At 72.8% G+C, this 16,859-nt stretch carries 13 protein-coding genes; 3 read left to right on the top strand and 10 right to left on the bottom strand.

What is annotated here, in order from left to right:
* Positions 1–7: 7 nt before the first annotated feature.
* The 3 genes from ACIOSR_RS14845 to ACIOSR_RS14835 are packed head-to-tail and all read right to left on the bottom strand — an operon-like array spanning position 8 to position 6,212.
* Positions 8–3,463 carry an ATP-binding protein gene (locus ACIOSR_RS14845; protein WP_402753028.1) on the bottom strand — a complete coding sequence of 1,152 codons (3,456 nt, stop codon included), beginning with the start codon at positions 3,461–3,463 and terminating at the stop codon, positions 8–10.
* Positions 3,460–4,482 (bottom strand): DUF4194 domain-containing protein, encoded by a 1,023-nt coding sequence (locus tag ACIOSR_RS14840; RefSeq protein ID WP_402753027.1) that lies wholly within the window; start codon positions 4,480–4,482, stop codon positions 3,460–3,462. Before ACIOSR_RS14840 ends, ACIOSR_RS14845 begins: the two co-directional genes overlap by 4 nt.
* Positions 4,479–6,212, bottom strand: coding sequence for a DUF3375 family protein (locus ACIOSR_RS14835; RefSeq protein ID WP_402753026.1), 1,734 nt, complete (start codon positions 6,210–6,212; stop codon positions 4,479–4,481). Before ACIOSR_RS14835 ends, ACIOSR_RS14840 begins: the two co-directional genes overlap by 4 nt.
* 144 nt (positions 6,213–6,356) lie before the next feature.
* Between ACIOSR_RS14835 and ACIOSR_RS14830 the strand changes: the two genes are divergently transcribed.
* Positions 6,357–7,805 (top strand): hypothetical protein, encoded by a 1,449-nt coding sequence (locus ACIOSR_RS14830; RefSeq protein ID WP_402753025.1) that lies wholly within the window; start codon positions 6,357–6,359, stop codon positions 7,803–7,805.
* A 45-nt stretch (positions 7,806–7,850) separates the two neighbouring features.
* Positions 7,851–8,825, top strand: coding sequence for a RimK family alpha-L-glutamate ligase (locus ACIOSR_RS14825; RefSeq protein WP_402753024.1), 975 nt, complete (start codon positions 7,851–7,853; stop codon positions 8,823–8,825).
* 103 nt (positions 8,826–8,928) lie between these two features.
* Here the strand turns inward: ACIOSR_RS14825 and ACIOSR_RS14820 are convergent, their stop codons facing one another.
* The 5 genes from ACIOSR_RS14820 to ACIOSR_RS14800 form a co-directional block, all read right to left on the bottom strand.
* Complete coding sequence (locus ACIOSR_RS14820) at positions 8,929–9,369, bottom strand: hypothetical protein (protein ID WP_402753023.1); 441 nt, start codon at positions 9,367–9,369, stop codon at positions 8,929–8,931.
* On the bottom strand, positions 9,344–9,895 hold the full coding sequence (locus tag ACIOSR_RS14815; protein WP_402753022.1) for a very short patch repair endonuclease: 552 nt from the start codon (positions 9,893–9,895) through the stop codon (positions 9,344–9,346). The genes ACIOSR_RS14820 and ACIOSR_RS14815 overlap by 26 nt, the downstream gene beginning before the upstream one ends.
* 530 nt (positions 9,896–10,425) lie before the next feature.
* Positions 10,426–10,842 (bottom strand): hypothetical protein, encoded by a 417-nt coding sequence (locus ACIOSR_RS14810; protein WP_402753021.1) that lies wholly within the window; start codon positions 10,840–10,842, stop codon positions 10,426–10,428.
* Between the two features lie 183 nt (positions 10,843–11,025).
* Positions 11,026–12,819: a DEAD/DEAH box helicase gene (locus ACIOSR_RS14805; protein ID WP_402753020.1), complete on the bottom strand. Its 1,794-nt coding sequence runs from the start codon at positions 12,817–12,819 to the stop codon at positions 11,026–11,028.
* A 60-nt stretch (positions 12,820–12,879) separates the two neighbouring features.
* Positions 12,880–13,383 carry a hypothetical protein gene (locus tag ACIOSR_RS14800; RefSeq protein ID WP_402753019.1) on the bottom strand — a complete coding sequence of 168 codons (504 nt, stop codon included), beginning with the start codon at positions 13,381–13,383 and terminating at the stop codon, positions 12,880–12,882.
* Between the two features lie 106 nt (positions 13,384–13,489).
* On the opposite strand from ACIOSR_RS14800, the gene ACIOSR_RS14795 reads away from it, so the two are divergent.
* Entirely contained in the window at positions 13,490–14,344 is an 855-nt protein-coding gene (locus ACIOSR_RS14795) for a site-specific DNA-methyltransferase (protein ID WP_123569944.1), read from the top strand.
* On the opposite strand, the gene ACIOSR_RS14790 is transcribed toward ACIOSR_RS14795, so the two are convergent.
* Together ACIOSR_RS14790 and ACIOSR_RS14785 are read right to left on the bottom strand one after the other, a co-directional pair.
* Positions 14,341–16,101 carry a threonine/serine exporter family protein gene (locus ACIOSR_RS14790; protein WP_402753018.1) on the bottom strand — a complete coding sequence of 587 codons (1,761 nt, stop codon included), beginning with the start codon at positions 16,099–16,101 and terminating at the stop codon, positions 14,341–14,343. The two genes, ACIOSR_RS14795 and ACIOSR_RS14790, sit on opposite strands and share 4 nt — an antisense overlap.
* Before the next feature lie 130 nt (positions 16,102–16,231).
* The gene (locus ACIOSR_RS14785) at positions 16,232–16,780 is read right to left on the bottom strand and encodes a hypothetical protein (RefSeq protein ID WP_173150736.1); all 549 of its coding nucleotides are present in this window, start codon (positions 16,778–16,780) and stop codon (positions 16,232–16,234) included.
* Positions 16,781–16,859: the final 79 nt, after the last annotated feature.

Below are 16,859 nucleotides of genomic sequence, written 5' to 3'. Positions count from 1 at the left end.
GCGCGGGTCAGGCGAGCGCCGCGGGGTCGAGACCGTGCTGCTCGACCTGGATCGCCTGCCGGATGGTCAAGGGGTAGATGCGCGACAGCTCGGGGTTCGACGGATCGCTCGAGATGTACGCCACGCTCTCGACGTGCTGCTCGAAGGCGTTGACCTTGTCGCGTGGCGCGCCCACCACGAGCTGGAAGCCCAGGGAGGTCAGTGCCGCCAGGGCCCGGCCGGTGTACTCGGCGTCGGCCTTGACGAAGCCCTCGTCGAGGACGATCGGCGCGTAGGTCGGCACCCGGTCGGTGCCGTCTCCCAGCCGGAACCGCAGGGCGGCCCCCAGCACGAACGCGATGAGCTCCTGCCCCTCGCCGCCGGACTTGCCGGCCACGCCCTCGTGCACGATCTGCGTTCCGTCGGCGCGGGTCTCGATCGCCCGGAACTGGTAGTGCTCCCGCGCGTCCAGCACCCGCCGGCGCCAGGCGTCACCGACCTTCGACTTCTCCTCGAGGTGGGCGAGGTCGCGGCGGAGCCTCAGGAATCGGCGCTCGACCTCGGACGCGTCCCGCGCCTCCGGGGCCCGTCCGTCCGCGGAGCGTGCCTCGGACGTGCCCCCGCTCCCGGCCCCGCCGGTGTGCTCGCGCAGCGTCCGCTTGAACTCGAGCAGGTCGCCGTTCGACACCGGCCGCGGCTCGATGTCGAGCGTCGAGCCCTGCCGGAACTCGATCGACCGCAGGGCCTGCGAGATGGGGCGGACGCCGCGGCGGATGACGTGGCCGTCCTCCTCGATCTGGACGAGCAGCGCCCGAAGGCTGTCGCCCACGTCGCTGCCGGCCCTCTCGAGCCAGCGCTGTCTCGCGTGCGGCAGGTCGTCCTCGACGAGCTGCCGGTGGATCGCCCGGACCGCCGGCAGGCTCTCGATCGTGGCGTCGATGCCCGCGGTGCGGTCGAGTTCGAGGTACCGCTCGAAGACGACGACGAGCGTCGACTCGGCGTTCGCCCGGTCGCGGTCGTGCGCGTCGACCTGGGCCCGCAGCTGGGACGCCGCGTCCCGGTACAGCCGCACGACGTCGGTCGCCTCACGCGGTGCCGCGAACGGCAGCGGGGCGAGGAGTGCCCGCTCGTCGTCGGTCAGGGGGTCGGCGTCGGCGGCGTCCGCGAACTCGTCCTCGATGTCGACGAGCGTCGCGTGCTTCTCGTCGAGCTGCGCGAGCACCTGGTCGATCTCGGCCAGGCGGCGCGTCGCGGCCGAGCGGTCGTCGTCGTGCTGCGCGGCCTCGGCCTGCAACGTGGCCAGTTCGGGACGCTCGACGGCGATGCGGTCCAGCTGGGCGCGCAGGTCGTCGAGCCTCGCCTGCGCGGGGGCGGTGTCGAGCTCGTCCCAGGTGAACTCCTTCGCGCGGGCGACGGCGTCGGCGACGCGGCGGCGTTCGACCGCCTCGGCCTCGATCGCGTCGTACTCGCCGCGGACCCGGGCCAGCACGGCCTCGAGGTCGACGATCTCGTCGCCGAGCTCGGCGATCCGGGCCGCGTTGTCGAGCCCGATCCACGAACGGGTCGACCGGTCGTCCTTGATCACGCGGTCCCGCGAGCCGGTGCGGAGGCCGCGCCGGGTCACGGCGCCGCGGGTGCCGGTCGGGCGGGGGCCGCCGAGGTCGTCGGGACCCTCGACGCAGAGCACGCTGCGGTCGGCGACGAGCTCGTCGTGGAGCCAGCCACGGAACGGGCTGGCAGGGTCGAGCCGCACCATGGCGGGCACGGTGCGGTCGACCGGGGTGAGCGTCGGCTCGGCCCCGGTGGTCGCCGGCACGAGCGTGACGCGTCCCCGCACGTCGTTCTCGTCCACCCAGCGGCGCACGGCGTCGAAGTGCGCGCGGTCCACGAGGAGGTGCGTGGCGAGGTCGCCGAGCACGCGCTCGATCGCGACGGCCCACCCGGCGTGCTCGGGCGCGACCTCGAACAGCTCACCGGCGTAGGGCAGCTCCGACACCGGCACGCCCGCCCCCTCGGCGATGCGCCGACGTCGCTCGATCGCGTCGTCGGGCACGTTGCTGCGGCGCTGTTCGAACGACCGCTTCTGCTTCTCGAGGGCGGCCAGCGAGCGCTTCGTCTCGCCGATGCGGGCGGCGAGGTCGCTGCGGGCGTCGGCGGTCGCGGCCCGGGCGGCCGCGTCGTCGGCCGCGAGGCGGTCGGCACGCTGCCGGAGCGCGGCGAGTTGTTCGTCGTCGCGGGGGAGGGACGCGCCGGTCCCGTCGAGCGCGGTGGCGAGCCGGCCGCGGGTGCGCTCGACGGCGGCGAGCTCGGCCTCGGCGGCGGCCACGTGCTCGCGGAGCGACTGCGTGGGGTCGCCCCCGAGCTCGCTGATCCGCGCCAGGGCCTGTTCACGGGACCGGAACGCGAGCTGCTCGTCCGCCTGGGCGCGCCTCCGGCGTTCGCCCTGCTCGCGCTTCTCGGTCGTGACGCGGTCGACCTCGCCGCTGACCCAGCTGCCGACGCGTTCGGCCAACCAGACGCGGAGCCGGCTGGGCCCGTCGTCGTCGACCAGCAGGCGGCGCTTGGCCGAGCCGTCGCGTCCGGCGAGCTCGTACCGATCGGCGAGCGACGGCACGGCCTCGAGCACGTCGAGCTTCTTGCGGGTCGTCTCGAACACGTCGTAGAGCGCCGAGGCCTCGCGGTAGGTGGCGAGCGTGGTCTCCCAGCGGCTGAGCGCCTGCGGCTGCACGAGCACGAACTGCTTGAACAGGTCGTCGATCGAGAACACGCCCTTCGACGCCTGCGCCCGACGCAGCAGGGTCAGGGCCTTGAGCTGCGACTCGTCGCTGCCGCCGATGCCGAGCTGACCGCACAACCGCACCCGCAGCTCCGGCTGCGACGAGGTCGCGAGATCGTGGGCGGGGTCGAGCAGGCGGGCGAGGGAGCCACGGGTCAGGGGGTTCTGACTCGTGCCCTCGCGCGTCACCTCGGTCAGGCGGCTGAGGTCGAAGCGGCCCTGCACGAGGAGGTAGACGCTCGCCTGGGTGACGTCGTCCTGGCTGGCGGTGTCCTCGCCGATCCAGGCGACGCGGACGGCCGTGACCGTCTGGCCGAGTTCGGTGGACCAGGTGATGGCCGCACCGCTCGGGAACGCCTGGCCGAGCGGACGCAGGAACCGCGTCGTCGTGCGGTCGGAGGCGGCGTCGCGCACCTCGTCGGTCTTGCCGCGTGCGTAGCTGTAGACCGTGCGCTCGGACCGCTGCCGGCTGTCGTCGCGGGCGGCGCGGTTGAACTCCTGCGGGTTGGGCATGATGACCGCGGCCATCGCGTCGAGCACGGTCGACTTGCCGCGGCCGGTCGGGCCGAGGATGGCGATGCCGCCGCGCCCCACGGGCATGCGGTGCAGGCCGGCGTAGCTGCCCCAGTTGAGCAGCTGCACCTGCTCGATGCGGTACTGGCCCGAGTGGAACATGCCGAGGTCGGGCGGGGTGTCGGCGATGCTCATGCCTGGGGTGCTTCCGGGTCGGTGTCGGTGTCGGTGTCGGCGTCGTGCGCGGGCGCGGGCGCGGGCGCGGGCGCGGGCTCGAGGTCGAGGTCGAGCGGGACGGCGGTCGGGTCGGGTTCGGCGTCGGGGGTGTCCTCCACCGTGTCCGCGGGGTCGTCGTCGGTGGGATCGGGTTCGACCTCGACCTCGACCTCGGGCTCGACCTCGGGCTCGTCAGCATCGACGTCGGCGTCGGCGTCGACCTCCGCTTCGGCCGCGTCCGCGTCGACGGGGATGCCGACCTCGTCCCCATCGGTCGGGTCGCCCTCGACGCCTGCCGCCTCGAGGTACACCCGCTCGAGGTGCGCGAGTCGGTCGGCGGTCATCAGCGGCACGATCGCGGGCGAGACCACGAACAGCTCGGCGTCGTCGGGCTCGGCCGTCAGCAGGTCGCGGGCGACGAGCGCGGCGATGGCGGCGTCGACCCGGCGGCGGGCGCGCACCTCGTCGGAGCCCGAGTCGTCGTGGTACCGACCGAGGAACTCGGCCACGGCGTCCTTCGAGATCACGACCGCCTCGTCTTGCCCGTCCGTGAAGGCGTGCTCCCGGCGGGCGAAGACCATCAGCAGCGAGGCGTCGCGCGACAGCGGCTTCTCGCGGCGCAGCAGAACGGGGACGTCGTCCTCGCCGCCCTGTCGCTTGAAGGCGACCTCGTGGTCGTGGTCGACGACCAGCACCAGGAACAGTTCCTCTAGCCGGGCCCGGATCTCGGGCTCGTGGGCGAGCAGGCCGGCCCAGGCCTCCTGCTGCCGGGCGCGGGACACGAACCGGTGGGTCAGCAGCGTGACGAGTGCCTTGCGTCCGGCCAGCGGCAGCGCGTCCGTGACGCCACCGGGCAACGCGTCGTCGGCGTCGCCGTCGTCGAAGGCGTCGCGGGAGGTGCGCGCCGAGTCGTCGGCGGAGGTGGTGGTCGCCTCGGCCGAGGAGGCGCGGGTCGCCTCGTCGACGCCGGTCTCGTCCGAGGGGGCTGCGGGGCTCATGCGAGGTCCTTCGTGCTGGTCGTGCCGGTCGTGAGGTCGGGGGCGTCGGGCTCGACTCCCGGCTCGGCCTCGGGCGGCCCCGCGGGGCCGCGCCGGAAGACGAGGCGGGGCAGCGTGACCTGCCGACCCGCGCCTCCTGACGTCGTGGGGTCGGCGGGATCGCCGACGAGCTCGACGGTCTCGGTGTCGTCGCCGACGACGCCGCGCTCGAGCGCCAGGTCGAGCATGCTGAGGACGAGCGCGAGGCGGCGGAACCCGGGCTCGGTCGCCTGGTAGACGTCGACGCTCGTGACCTCGTCGCGGTCGACGAGCAGCCGGTCGATCGTCGCCGACACGGCCGCCGTGCTCGTGCCCGAGGTGAGGCGGAGGGCGGCCCGGTCGGCCTCCGGCAGGGACGCGTCGCCGATGGTCACCTGCACGTCGACCGTCGGCCGCGCACGGTCGGTGTGCAGCTGCACCTGGCTGACGTCACGGACGTCGAGCGCCCCGAGGCCGAGCCCGTCGCCGTGCTCGACGGGCAGCATGGCGTGGCCCGGCCGGCGCTCGGCCCAGACGCCGCCCGCGTGAAGCGCCCGGTCGGCGAGGGTGAGCAGACGCTGCTGCTGGTCGGAGCCCGACCGGCTGAGGAAGCGCCGCAGCGAGGACGTCCACCGGCCGTACGTCTCTTGCACGCTCTGCTCTTCGGCGAGCAGCGAGGAGATGAGCGACTCGAGCTGCGTGCGCTGCCGCTCGGTGAGCTGTGCGGCCGCGTCGGGCTGCGCGAGGACCTTCTCGATGTCGGCGCGCATGACGTCGATCCCGCGCGACGACAGCATCTGGGCGAAGCCGCGGTAGGCGCGTCCCTCGGGGGTCTGCTCGAGCAGGTCGTTGTCGCGCAGGTACTGGTCGACGAGCGCGCCCTTGCCGACGTGTTCGGACGAGGCCCGGCGCGCGACCTCGCGGTGCCGCTGCTCGACCATGGCGCCGAGCTGGCGGAAGTCCTCGGGCAGCGACGCGGTCAGACGCACCACCTCGCGGACCTGACGGCGCAGCACGTCGGGAGCGGTGGGTTCGGTGCCGTGCCGCTCGATCTCGGCCTTGCGGCGCTCGAGCTCGGCGATCTGCTCGTCGAGCCGGGAGAGCTGCGACTCGCGGCTGGGGTCGGCGAGGCCCGCGAGCTGCCCGACGGCGTGGGCGATGCTGCCGAGGCGGGCCTCGCTGACGGCGTTGTCGCGCTCGACGAGGTCGCGCACGAGGCGCAGCGCCTTGAGCGCGTGCGGCGACAGGCGGTACTCGGCACGGGCGTCCGGTCCGGAGGCGCGGGTGCGGACGAGCCAACGGCTCTCGACCCAGCTGCGGCAGTACTCGGCCGGGGTGGTCTTCTGCTCGGCGGGGGCCGGCGTGGCGACGGGTGTCGGGGACGCGGGCCGCGCCTTCTCGGGGTCCCGCTCGGTCGTCGCCCGCTCGGACGCCGGGTGCTCGGGGGCGGCCCGCTCGGACGCCACCTGCTCGAGCGCGGCCTGCTCGGACGCGGCCTGCTCGGCGGCGTTCTGCTCGAGGGCGTCGGCGACCTGTCGGTGGAACCAGTCGGCCGACACCGGACCCTCGGCGTGTTCGAGGTGGCGGGAGAAGAGCGGCAGCATCCAGCGGGCGTTGTAGCCGCGGAGCAGGGCCCAGGTGGGGTCGTCTTCGTACGCCGCGCGCACGTCGTCGCGGCTCAGGGCGTCGTCGTGCCCCGACGGGTGGTTCACCAAGCAAGACCTCCGGCAGTCGTCGGACGACGATACCAACTGGTGACGCTCCGCTCGGCGACGGTGTCGCTCCTCGTCCGCAGCGGCCAGGATGGGGGGATGGGGATGGGCATGGGGATGGGCATCAGGTCGAGGCGGGGCGTCGTGGCGACCGTCGTCGTGGCCGTCCTCGCGCTCGCCGCCGGATGCGCCAGCTCGAGTGACCTGCTCCAACGGTTCGAGTCGCTCATGGACGGTGTCGACGGCGTCGTCGAGATCGAGACGGCCGGGACCGACTCTCCCCTCGGCGTCGCGGAGGCCCAGGCCACGGTCGTGGTCGAGGACGACCTCTCCGACGACGACCTCGAAGCCGTCGCCGAGCGCATCAGGCCGTTCGTGGCCCGCAACGTCGGCGACTCCTCCGGCTGGCGATTCGTCGACGTCCGGCGAGGCACCGTCTCGTTCGAGGTGCTCGCCGACGAGGGCGACACGGCGGCCCAGCTCGACCTCGCGCGTCGCGTCGCGGACGACGCGGTCTTCGCCGAGGTGTCCCTCGCCACGCACGCGTTCGGCGAGGACGGGGCGACCGGGGACGACTCGCCTCGGCGAGGGTTCGGGATCACGGTGGTCCCCTCGGACTCGTCGGACGTCGTCTCGGCCTGGCAGCGGGCACGCTCCCTTCGGGACGCCGCGGCCCACCTGGCCGACGTCGACGTGACGGCGTGGAGCCCGGACACCCGCCGGTTCGTGACCGAGAACGTCTCCGGGTTCCCCTCGGTCCTCGACGATCCCGCGACGTCCGACGTCGTCCTCGACGCCGCCGACCAGGCCCGTCTGCTCGACGCCGTGGGGGCTGCGGATCTCGGGGCCGGGCGGGTCGAGGTCCTACCGGAGGGCATCCGGGTCGACCTCGACACACCGAGCGTCACGGGTCACCACTCGCGCGACGAGGTGGCGGAGGCGTCCCCGCGAGCGGCACGGATCGCCGGCGTCCTCGTCGGGATGTCCGAGGTGCCCGGCACCTCGATCGGCTTCGTCTCGTCACCGGACGAACGGCGAGAGCTCGACGGCGACCTGTCCGCCGCCGAGTCGCTGGTGGACGTCGTCGCACCCGACACGGTCACCTACTCGGCGATCAGCGCCCGGTCGGTCGAGGTATGGACGTCGGGGCTCGAGGGCGCCGTGCCCGCGATGCAGGCCATCGGCGGTTCCGCGGCCGTGTCCGGGATGGACGAGATCCGCGTCTCGTCCGGTGGAGCAGACCGTCGGGGACTCTCGTTCTCGGGCCGGCCAGAGGCACTCGCCGTGCTCGCCACCGTCACGGGCGCCATCGTGGCCGCACCCCGGATCGAGGGCGTGGCCGTCACTGCCACGGAAGGCCGCCTCAGCATCGAGCTCGACGACGACGACGCCACCGGCGCCGCCCTGGCGGACGTCGTCGGCGCGGTTCGGACGGCACCGGCCGGGACCGTCGTGACGTTCCGGCGAGACGTGCGCGGGGCGGCCGACCTCGCCACCGAGACGGTCGGCCAGGCCGCGACGGGCGAGTGCTCGACGCTCGCCGACGACGATGCAGCACTGTGCGCGATCGTCCGGTCCGCATGGGGCGCGTGATGGTCGGTGCTGGCACCCCGGGCGCGAAGGGTGCACGATCGGACGATGACCTCGCCGATCGACCACGCCGACCCGTCACCCGTCGTGCACGTGCTGCACGACAACGCCGAGTGGCTGCCGCCGCTCGTCGCCGCGCTCGACGCCGCGGGGGTGCCCCACCGCGAGCACCTGCTCGACGGGACGTCCTTCGACCTCGCGGCCGCGCCTCCTGAAGGGGTGTTCTGGTCGCGGCTGAGCGGCTCGGCCCACACGCGCGGCCGGGGGACGGCCAAGGAGGTCGCGCGAGCGACCCTGCGCTGGGCCGAACGGCACGGGCGCCGGACCATCAACGGCAGCGGTGTCGTCGAACTCGAGGTGAGCAAGGTGGCGCAGTACCTGGCGCTGGCGTCCGCCGGGTTCGACGTCCCCGCGACGACCGCCGTGTTCGGCACCGCCGACCTCAAGGCCCGGGCACGCGAGCAGACGCTGCCGTTCATCACGAAGCACAACCAGGGCGGCAAGGGCCTCGGTGTGCGGCGCTTCGACGACCTCGACTCGTTCGACGCGTACGTCGACGGGCCCGACTTCGAGGTGCCGGTCGACGGGATCACCCTGCTGCAGGAGTTCCTGCAGGCCGAGGAGCCCTTCAACACACGCGTCGAGGTCGTCGGCGGGCGCTTCGTCTACGCGGTGCGCGTCGACACCTCGGCCGGCAGCTTCGAGTTGTGCCCCGCCGACGCGTGCGTCGTGCCCGACGGCGCCGACCCGGCCACGTTCGCGCCGTTCGCGGTGCGCCCGTCGGTCACCGCGGAGCACCCGCTCGTACGGCGACTCGAGGCTTTCGTCGCCGAGCACGGCATCGAGGTCGCCGGCATCGAGTTCATCGAGACCGTCGCCGGCCGCTTCGTGCCCTACGACGTCAACACGAACACCAACTACAACCCGGACGTCGAGCGGTCGTCGTCGGTGTCGGCCGCCGCGACGCTCGCCGCGTGGCTGGGCGAGGTGTTGGCGGCGGAGTACGCCGCGACCCCGGCCTAGAGCCGGTCGCCTGGACACCGTCGAGTGGACGCCGCGCCACGTCCTGCCGCGGTTCGTCGTCCACTCGGCGGTGTCCCGCGACGGGGTGTCTCGGGTCGCGGTGTCAGGGGCCGGCGATCAGGACGAGGAGTCCCCAGGCAGCGGGCAGCAGCGCCACGGCCATGACCACGTTGGCCACCAGGAGGCCGGTCACACGGGCCTCGCGCCCGGCGGGACGTGGGGCCCCGTCCGGCGCTGATCCTTCACGGAGGGGCGCCGAGGGGCGGATGGCCCGCAGACAGGCGACGGCGCCGATCACCCCGGCCAGCGGCACGAGCACGACGGGAACCCACCGGAGGGCATCGTCGGAGCCCCAGGGGACCGCCACGGCGACCACCGCCGCGATCAGCCCCACGACCAGTGCGACGATGCCGATCCGCGTGGCCACGTCAGCCCGGTCGGCCGCACGCTCGTCGGACGTCATCGGCCCGCTGTGCTGGTCGTACTCGGCCTCGAGCTGCAGGACTTCGTCGACGACGTCATCCGGCCACGGTACCGACCTCACCCGGGCCTGTGGACGACCGCGTGGGCTCATCTGGTCCGGTCCGCTCTGCTGGTCCATGGGAGACGCCCATTCTGCGGCGGGCGGAGAGTAGTTCGGCTTCTACCTTTCCTGCTGCTTCTCGGAGCGGATCGTGTTCCCAGACCCGAACCACCGACCAGCCATCTCGCTCGAGGCGGGAGGTCGTCGCCACGTCGCGTCGGCGGTTGCCGAGCAGCTTGTCGAGCCAGTAGTCGCTGTTGCGACGGGGAATGTGTGTGTGCTCCTCGCAGTAGTGCCAGAAGCAGCCATCCACGAACACCGCGACTCGGAGTCGCGGAAAGGACAGGTCGGGTCGACACCGGGTCCCGTCGATCGTGCGGTCGACGAAGTACCGCCAACCCCGGGAGTGGAGCGCCCTCCTGAGGGCAAGTTCCGGGGCGGTGTCCTTCCGGGCGATCCGGCTCATCCTCTGGCTGGTGCCGGCGTCGCAGTCGAGTGCATCAGTCCTCGGCGCGCGCATCGAGATCGATTCGTCGTGGGTCGTCATGGCCTGTCACACCTCGTCCTCACGCTCTCGGGCCCGGCGTCCGAGGTCGGCGACGTCGGCGGCTCAAGACAAGTCCTGTCGGCTCGCGAGGTCGCGGAACGAATGCCGAGGCAGGGTCGTGTATTAGCCGTCCTCGTCGAACGCGATCTGCCCCCAGGAGGTCGAAGACAGCAAGCTCCGGGCGCGCTTCGACGGACCGGTCGGCGTCGTCGAGCGAGACGACCGAGAGCGGTGCGCCTAAGGCGCCGTTCGCCTCGTGATCGCGGATGAGTCTCGGGTGGAGCAGTTCGTGGAGGTCGCATCCCGCTTCGATGATCATGCGTCGACGTTATGGACGGGCTCGAAGTCACAGGGCGGTGGCTCGTCCTCCTCGGGAAGGTGACCCGCGACGGGCTGCATGTGGGCGAGTCGTTCTTGGTGCCTGCACGAGGTGAACAACGGGCGAGTGGGCAGAAATGGTCCTTCGTCGGGCCGGGAAGGTCCGTTTCTGCCCACTCGACGAGCACGACCCGAGCCGACGTCGAACGGGGTCAGCGACGTGCAGGAGGCGCGGACGGGGCCGGCGACGTCACCAGCGCCACGGCCGCCAGGCCCGTTAGCACGGCCGCACCGATCGTCACGGGTGCGAGCGGCCCGGCGAACGCCGCCGCGAGCCCCTGCGTCGTGCCCAGGCCGACGACGAGCTGGCCGACCACCAGCAGCACGAGGCCGAACGCGGAGCCGAGCAGGCTCACCCGGGCCAGGTCGTGCAGTCGGCGGGAGTCGTCGGCGAGGCGGCGCGTTCCCGGCGTTCCCGGCAGGCCGGCCGAGAGCCGACGTCTCATCCGGACGAAGAGCACGAGCGCGACGACCGACAGCAGCAACGGGATCGCGCTGCCGATCGTGAGGGCGGTCTGCACGACGCCGAACAGCGCGTCGGTGCCACCGGGGGAGGGCGGGGTACTCATCGGACTCCGTTCGGCGGGGACGGTGGGTTCACGGGCGAGTTCGTGGTGGACGGGCGACTCAGGCGGACCGGGGACGACGAACTCGCCCGTGCGCGACCGCTGGTCGCCGACGAACCGCCCGGACACGACGACGCCGACCAGGCGGAAGGCGAGGTCGGCGTCGTGGGCCGTGCGGCCGGGTGTCTAGTAGCGGGGCTTGCGGGCGGGCCGCTCGCCACCCTGCGACCGGTCGGGGCGGTCGTCGCGGCGAGGCGCGCCTCCTCGGCGGTCGGGCTTGATCTCGATGAGCTTGCCGCTGATGCGGGTGTCGCTCAGACGGTCGAGCATGTCGCTCGAGACGTCCGAGGCGAGCTCGACGACCGAGAAGTCGGGGCGGATCTGGATCGCCCCGAAGTCGTCGCGGCTCAGGCCGCCCTCGTTCGCCAGGGCACCCACGATCTGACGCGGCTCGACACGGTGACGGCGACCGACCTCGATGCGGTAGGCGGTCATCGGCTTCGACGTCCGCGGGCCACGCTCACGGCGCTCACCCCGGTCGTCGTCGCGACCAGCGCGCGGGGCGCGGTCGTCGCGCTCGCGCAGCGGACGCTCGTCGCGCTGCGGGCGCTCCTCCTTCGGGTCGAGCAGCAGGGGCGTCTCGCCCTGGGCGACCACGGCGAGTGCGGCGGCGACATCGGCCTCGGGCACGTCGTGGTGCTCGACGTAGTGGCTGATGATGTCGCGGAACGCCGAGATGCGGCTGTCCTGCGACAGGGCCTCGGTGATCGCGTCGTCGAAGCGGGTGAGGCGCGTGCTGTTGACGTCCTCGACCGTCGGCAGCTGCATCTGCGTGAGCGGCTGGCGGGTGGCCTTCTCGATCGCACCCAGCAGACGACGCTCGCGCGGCGTGACGAAGCTGATCGCGGCACCGCTCCGGCCGGCACGGCCGGTGCGGCCGATGCGGTGCACGTACGACTCGGTGTCGATCGGGATGTCGTAGTTGACGACGTGGCTGATGCGGTCGACGTCGAGACCGCGGGCCGCGACGTCGGTCGCCACGAGGATGTCGAGCTTGCCGCTCTTCAGCTGGTTGACCGTGCGCTCGCGCTGGGCCTGGGCGACGTCACCGCTGATCGCCGCGGCCGAGTAGCCGCGGGCACGCAGCTTCTCGGCGAGGGTCTCGGTCTCGCTCTTCGTGCGGACGAAGATGATCATGCCCTCGAAGTTCTCGACCTCGAGGATGCGCGTCAGGGCGTCGACCTTCTGCGGGTACGACACCATCAGGTAGCGCTGGGTCGTGTTGACCGAGGTCGTGGTCTTGGCCTTGACCGTGATCTCTTCGGCGTCGTTCAGGTACTGCTTCGAGATGCGACGGATCTGGGGCGGCATGGTGGCCGAGAACAGGGCCACCTGCTTGTCGTCGGGGGTGTCGGCGAGGATCGTCTCGACGTCCTCCGCGAAGCCCATCTTCAGCATCTCGTCGGCCTCGTCGAGCACGAGGTACTTGAGTTCGCTGAGGTCGAGGGTGCCCTTGGCGAGGTGGTCCATGATGCGGCCGGGCGTGCCGACGACGACGTGGACGCCGCGGCGGAGCGCGCTCAGCTGGACGCCGTACGCCTGGCCGCCGTAGACGGGCAGGACGTGGACGCCGCGCATGCCGGAGGCGAACTGCTCGAACGCCTCGCAGACCTGCAACGCGAGTTCGCGCGTCGGCGACAGGACGAGGGCCTGCGGCTTCTTGGCCGACACGTCGAGGCGCGAGAGGATGGGCAGGGCGAAGGCCGCGGTCTTGCCGGTGCCGGTCTGCGCGAGCCCGACGACGTCGCGGCCGTCGAGCAGGGTGGGGATCGTGGCGGCCTGGATGGCCGAAGGGGTCTCGTAGCCGATCTCGCGGATGGCCTTCAGGACCTGGTCGCTCAAGCCCAGATCGGCGAACGTCGGCGTCGTGTCGGCTTGCTCTGTGGCGTCGCTCGGGGCTTGCTCGGTGGTGTCACTCATGGTGCAACGGTAGCTTGTCCGGGCCCTCTGCTGTTGCTCCCGTCCGCGAGGCGGGCCGAGTCAGGTCGGCGCGAGGGGCAGCACCGTCGCGACGAGCGTGGTCACGACGACCACCGTGGTCAGCGCGGAGGTCGCGACGGCGAGTCGGCGCAGGGCCCGGGACCGGCCCGGCCGTCGCCCGACCGTGGCCGACACGAGGGCCGTCACGGCGAAGGCCGCCGAGGTCAGGCCCACCACGGGCGTCGACGCCCGGTGACCTCGAGCGAGGTCCAGCGGCAACCCGGTGGCTCCCTCGTCCAGCTCGCCCCAGCCCCACGCGACGTACCCTGCGGCGGCCACCGCCGACAGGGCCAGCGCGAGCGCGGGCTGGTGGGGGATCGGCTCGCGGTGGACGGAGACGCTCGGTGGGCCTCGTCGAGGGGGACGCCGGGGGCGGAGGATCGGGTCGCCGGGGTCGAGGGTGTCGTCGAGCAGGAGTCGGCCCCGACGGCGGAGCACGATCACCTCGTCGACCGGACGGGGTTGCCACGAGTCCGGCTTCTGCTCCTTCGCAGGGGGCGACACGGTCGTTAGCCTACCGGTCGTCAGCCGAACGGGCGGGCCTCCGTGTCGGCGGCCCGAAGTAGTCTTCTCGACGACCGATCCCGCCCGCGACACCCCGAAGGACGATGTGCAACCGACGTACCGCACCGCCAGCGGTCGACTCTTCCAGGCCGACTGCCTCGAGGTCCTCGCCGAGCTCGACGACGAGTCCGTCGACCTCGTGTTCGCCGATCCGCCGTTCAACCTGGGCAAGGTCTACGGCGCGGGCATCGACGACTCGCTTGACGAAGACGCCTACCTGGCCTGGTGCGGTCGGTGGATCGCCGAATGCGTCCGCGTGCTCCGGCCGGGCGGTTCCTTCTACCTGTTCAACCTCCCTCGCTGGAACATCGAGCTGGGCCACGTGCTGAACGGCGAGGGCATGACCTTCCGTCACTGGGTCGCGGTCGACATCAAGTACGGTCTGCCGATCCCCAACAAGCTCTACCCGTCGCACTACTCGCTGCTCTACTACAGCAAGGGCAAGCCGTCGCGCTTCGTCCGGCCCCGCCTGCCGATCCAGGTCTGCCGGCACTGCGGCCGGGACATCAAGGACTACGGCGGCCACCGCAGCAAGCTGCACCCGGACGGGATCAACCTGACCGACGTCTGGCTCGACATCCCGCCGGTGCGACACCGGGCGACGAAGACCCGCGGGGCGAACGAGCTCAGCGAGAAGCTGCTCGAGCGCGTGTTGACCATCAGTTCCGAGCCCGGCGACCTCGTCCTCGACCCCTTCGGCGGGTCGGGCACCACCTACGCCGTGGCCGAGAAGATGCACCGACACTGGATCGGCGCCGAGATCGGCGACGTCCAGCCGATCATCCGCCGCCTCGAGGGCGAGGACGCCCAGGTCGAGCTGCCGGGGCGCGGCGATACCGGGCGCGGCGACACGGGCCGTGGCGACGCCGGGCGCGGGGTGACTGCCGGGGCCGAGCGCTAGCCGTTCGAGGTCGCCGCGTCTGCCGGGGGCTCCGCGGATCGGACCGGAGTCGAGAGAGCGACCCCGGGCAGGCGGGGTGCCGTGGGGTCCGCGAGGCGCGGGCGTTCAGGGGTGGGGCTCGGCTTCGAGACCGTCTCGGTGGCCGACGGGACCACGGGGATCGGTGCGGTGGGCGCGGGCGACGCGACCGACGGCTCCGCGACGCGTGGCGCCGCGATCGACGGCTCCGCGACTGGTGCCTCCGCGGCGACCGTCGGGACGATGATGCTGATCGGCGTCGTGTCCGTGTGGACCGACTGCACCCGCACGCGCTTGGCCCGGCGCAACCACCGGCGCGCGCCCGGGGTCGCGAGCAGGCTGCCGAGCACGAGTCCCGCGCCGATCGCGAGGGTCGTCAGCATCGAGAACACGAAGTCGACCTCGGCGCCGTCGTTGCCGGCCATGAAGTTGAGCAGCGACGACGCGACGGCGAGCGACGGCAGCAGCGACCCGCAGAACGCCGGCACGGCGATGACCGTCGCCGCCGTCCGCAGACGGGCCGCGGCCACGGTCGAGAGCGCTCCGAGCAGGGTGGCCGCGACGAACGTGGCCCCCATGAGCGGCAGGCCGAGCTGGCGCAGGGTGAAGAGCGAGAGGTTGCCGACCAGGGCGACGCCGATCGTGATCGGGATCATGCGTGCGGTCGACCCCTGCGCGATCGAGTTGGCCGACGCGGCGGCGAAGCTCGAGATGAGTGAGAGCCAGAGCGGCAGGGCCTGCAGGGTGATGTTCGTCGGGTCGACCTCGATGTCCGCGAACCGTGCGGTCACGGCGAGTCCGGCCGGGATGCCGCACACGACCCCGGCGACGATCAGCCCGATCACCAGGGCGCGCCCGACCGCCATCGACCGGAAGCCCGAGATCGCGTCCTGGGCCCAGGTGACGATCGTGGGGTGCGGCAGGACGAGCACGACCACGGCCGCGACCAACGCCGCCGCGCCTCCCGGGGTCAGCAGCCCCGCCCAGATGCCGAGCGTGCCGAGTGCGGCGGTGGATGCGGCCTGCAGGCCGATGACGAAGAACTGGGGGATGCCGCGGGCGGTCAGCCCCCGGCCGGACGTCATGATGCCGATCATCACCACGAACGCGCCGACGGCGGCCTGCCACGTGCCGCCGGCCTGCAGCGTCACGGAGACGCCCAGCAGGCCCATCGCCAGGTCGGTCATCCATGAGGGCCACCGGGGCGGGGACTTCAAGACCTCGACGAGGCCGGCCACCGCCTCGGTCATGTCGCGGTCGTCGTGCAGCAGGTCGTCGACGATCTGGTAGACCCTCGACAGCCGGTGCAGGTTCGAGCCCTCGGCGTAGATGACCCGGGTCTTGACCAACGGGTTGACGCCGGCCGGGGCGTACTGGATGGTGATCGCCGTGCCCGTGATGTCGAGTTCGAGCGGGGCCAGGTTCCACTTGGTGCTCACGGCCACGATCGCGACCTCGGTGCTGCGGACGTCGGCACCCGACGACAGCATGACGTCGCCCAGGTCGAGGCAGAAGTCGACGATCTGACGGGGCGAGTAGAGGTCGCCGCCGATGCCGTGCTCGGGCGTCGTGCCCTCGTAGATGGTGCCGCGCAGTCGCGCCCGGACGTCGCGCAGTTCGTGCTGGTTGACCAATCGTGACTGGGCGGGCCCCTTCGGCCTGCCCTTCGGGGCCTTGGGCACCCGCGGCGGTCGGGGCTTGACCGGGGTGGGCCGCTCAGGGCGCCTGGTGTCCGACACGCTGACCTCTTCCTCGCTCACGACCGGCGGGCCGGGGCACCGCCGAGGCGGTCCCCGCGGACCCGTCCGTCGAGTCTAGGAGGCGCGGTGCCGGACGTCCGGTCCGGACGCGTCGAGCAGGTCGTCGCCCCTAGGACGCGTGGTCGGCGTCGTCGTCGTCGCCGCGCTCGGCCCGCGCCTCGCCCGCGTCGCCCCGCTCGCGACCGGCGTCGGCCATGTCACGGTGACCGTGGTCCGCGCGCATGGGGGCGTCGTCGCGGTCCCGCTCGGCGGCGTGCGCCCGGGCGTCGCGTTCGGCCTGCGCGACGAGCTCGGGGTCGTCGTCCATGTCGTCCTGCCCGCCGGCGAACGGCGACTGCGTCTGGGCCACGATGGCCTGCGAGGTCGAGCCGAGGATCACTCCCGGGTCGACTCCCTTCTCGTGGGCGAGGGCGGCGGTGAGGCCGGCCGCGAGGCTGCCGCCGGCGGTGCCGAGGGTCGCCATGACGTCCTCCTGTCGAGGCGTCAGCGGTTCGTCGGTCAGCTCGGCGACGACCTCGCGGAGGTTCTCGTCGCTGGCCTCGACGGCCTCGGGGTCACCCTGCGTGATGGCCGCGGCCTGGGACACGATGGCGAGCGCGAGGGCCGCCGCCTCGTCTTCGGGCGTGCGACCGGTGGGCTCGTTCGTGTCCTGATCCATGGGCCGACCGTACGCCCGGGCCGCGTGGGGCCTGTCAGGCGGGAGGGGCGGGGTACGTCGGTGTGGACGCGCCGGCCGG

The sequence above is a fragment of the Frigoribacterium sp. NPDC087798 genome (assembly GCF_044742985.1).
GTDB lineage: Bacteria > Actinomycetota > Actinomycetes > Actinomycetales > Microbacteriaceae > Frigoribacterium.
Note: the sequence above shows the minus strand (reverse complement) of the source record. Positions and strands in the feature narration are given on the sequence as shown.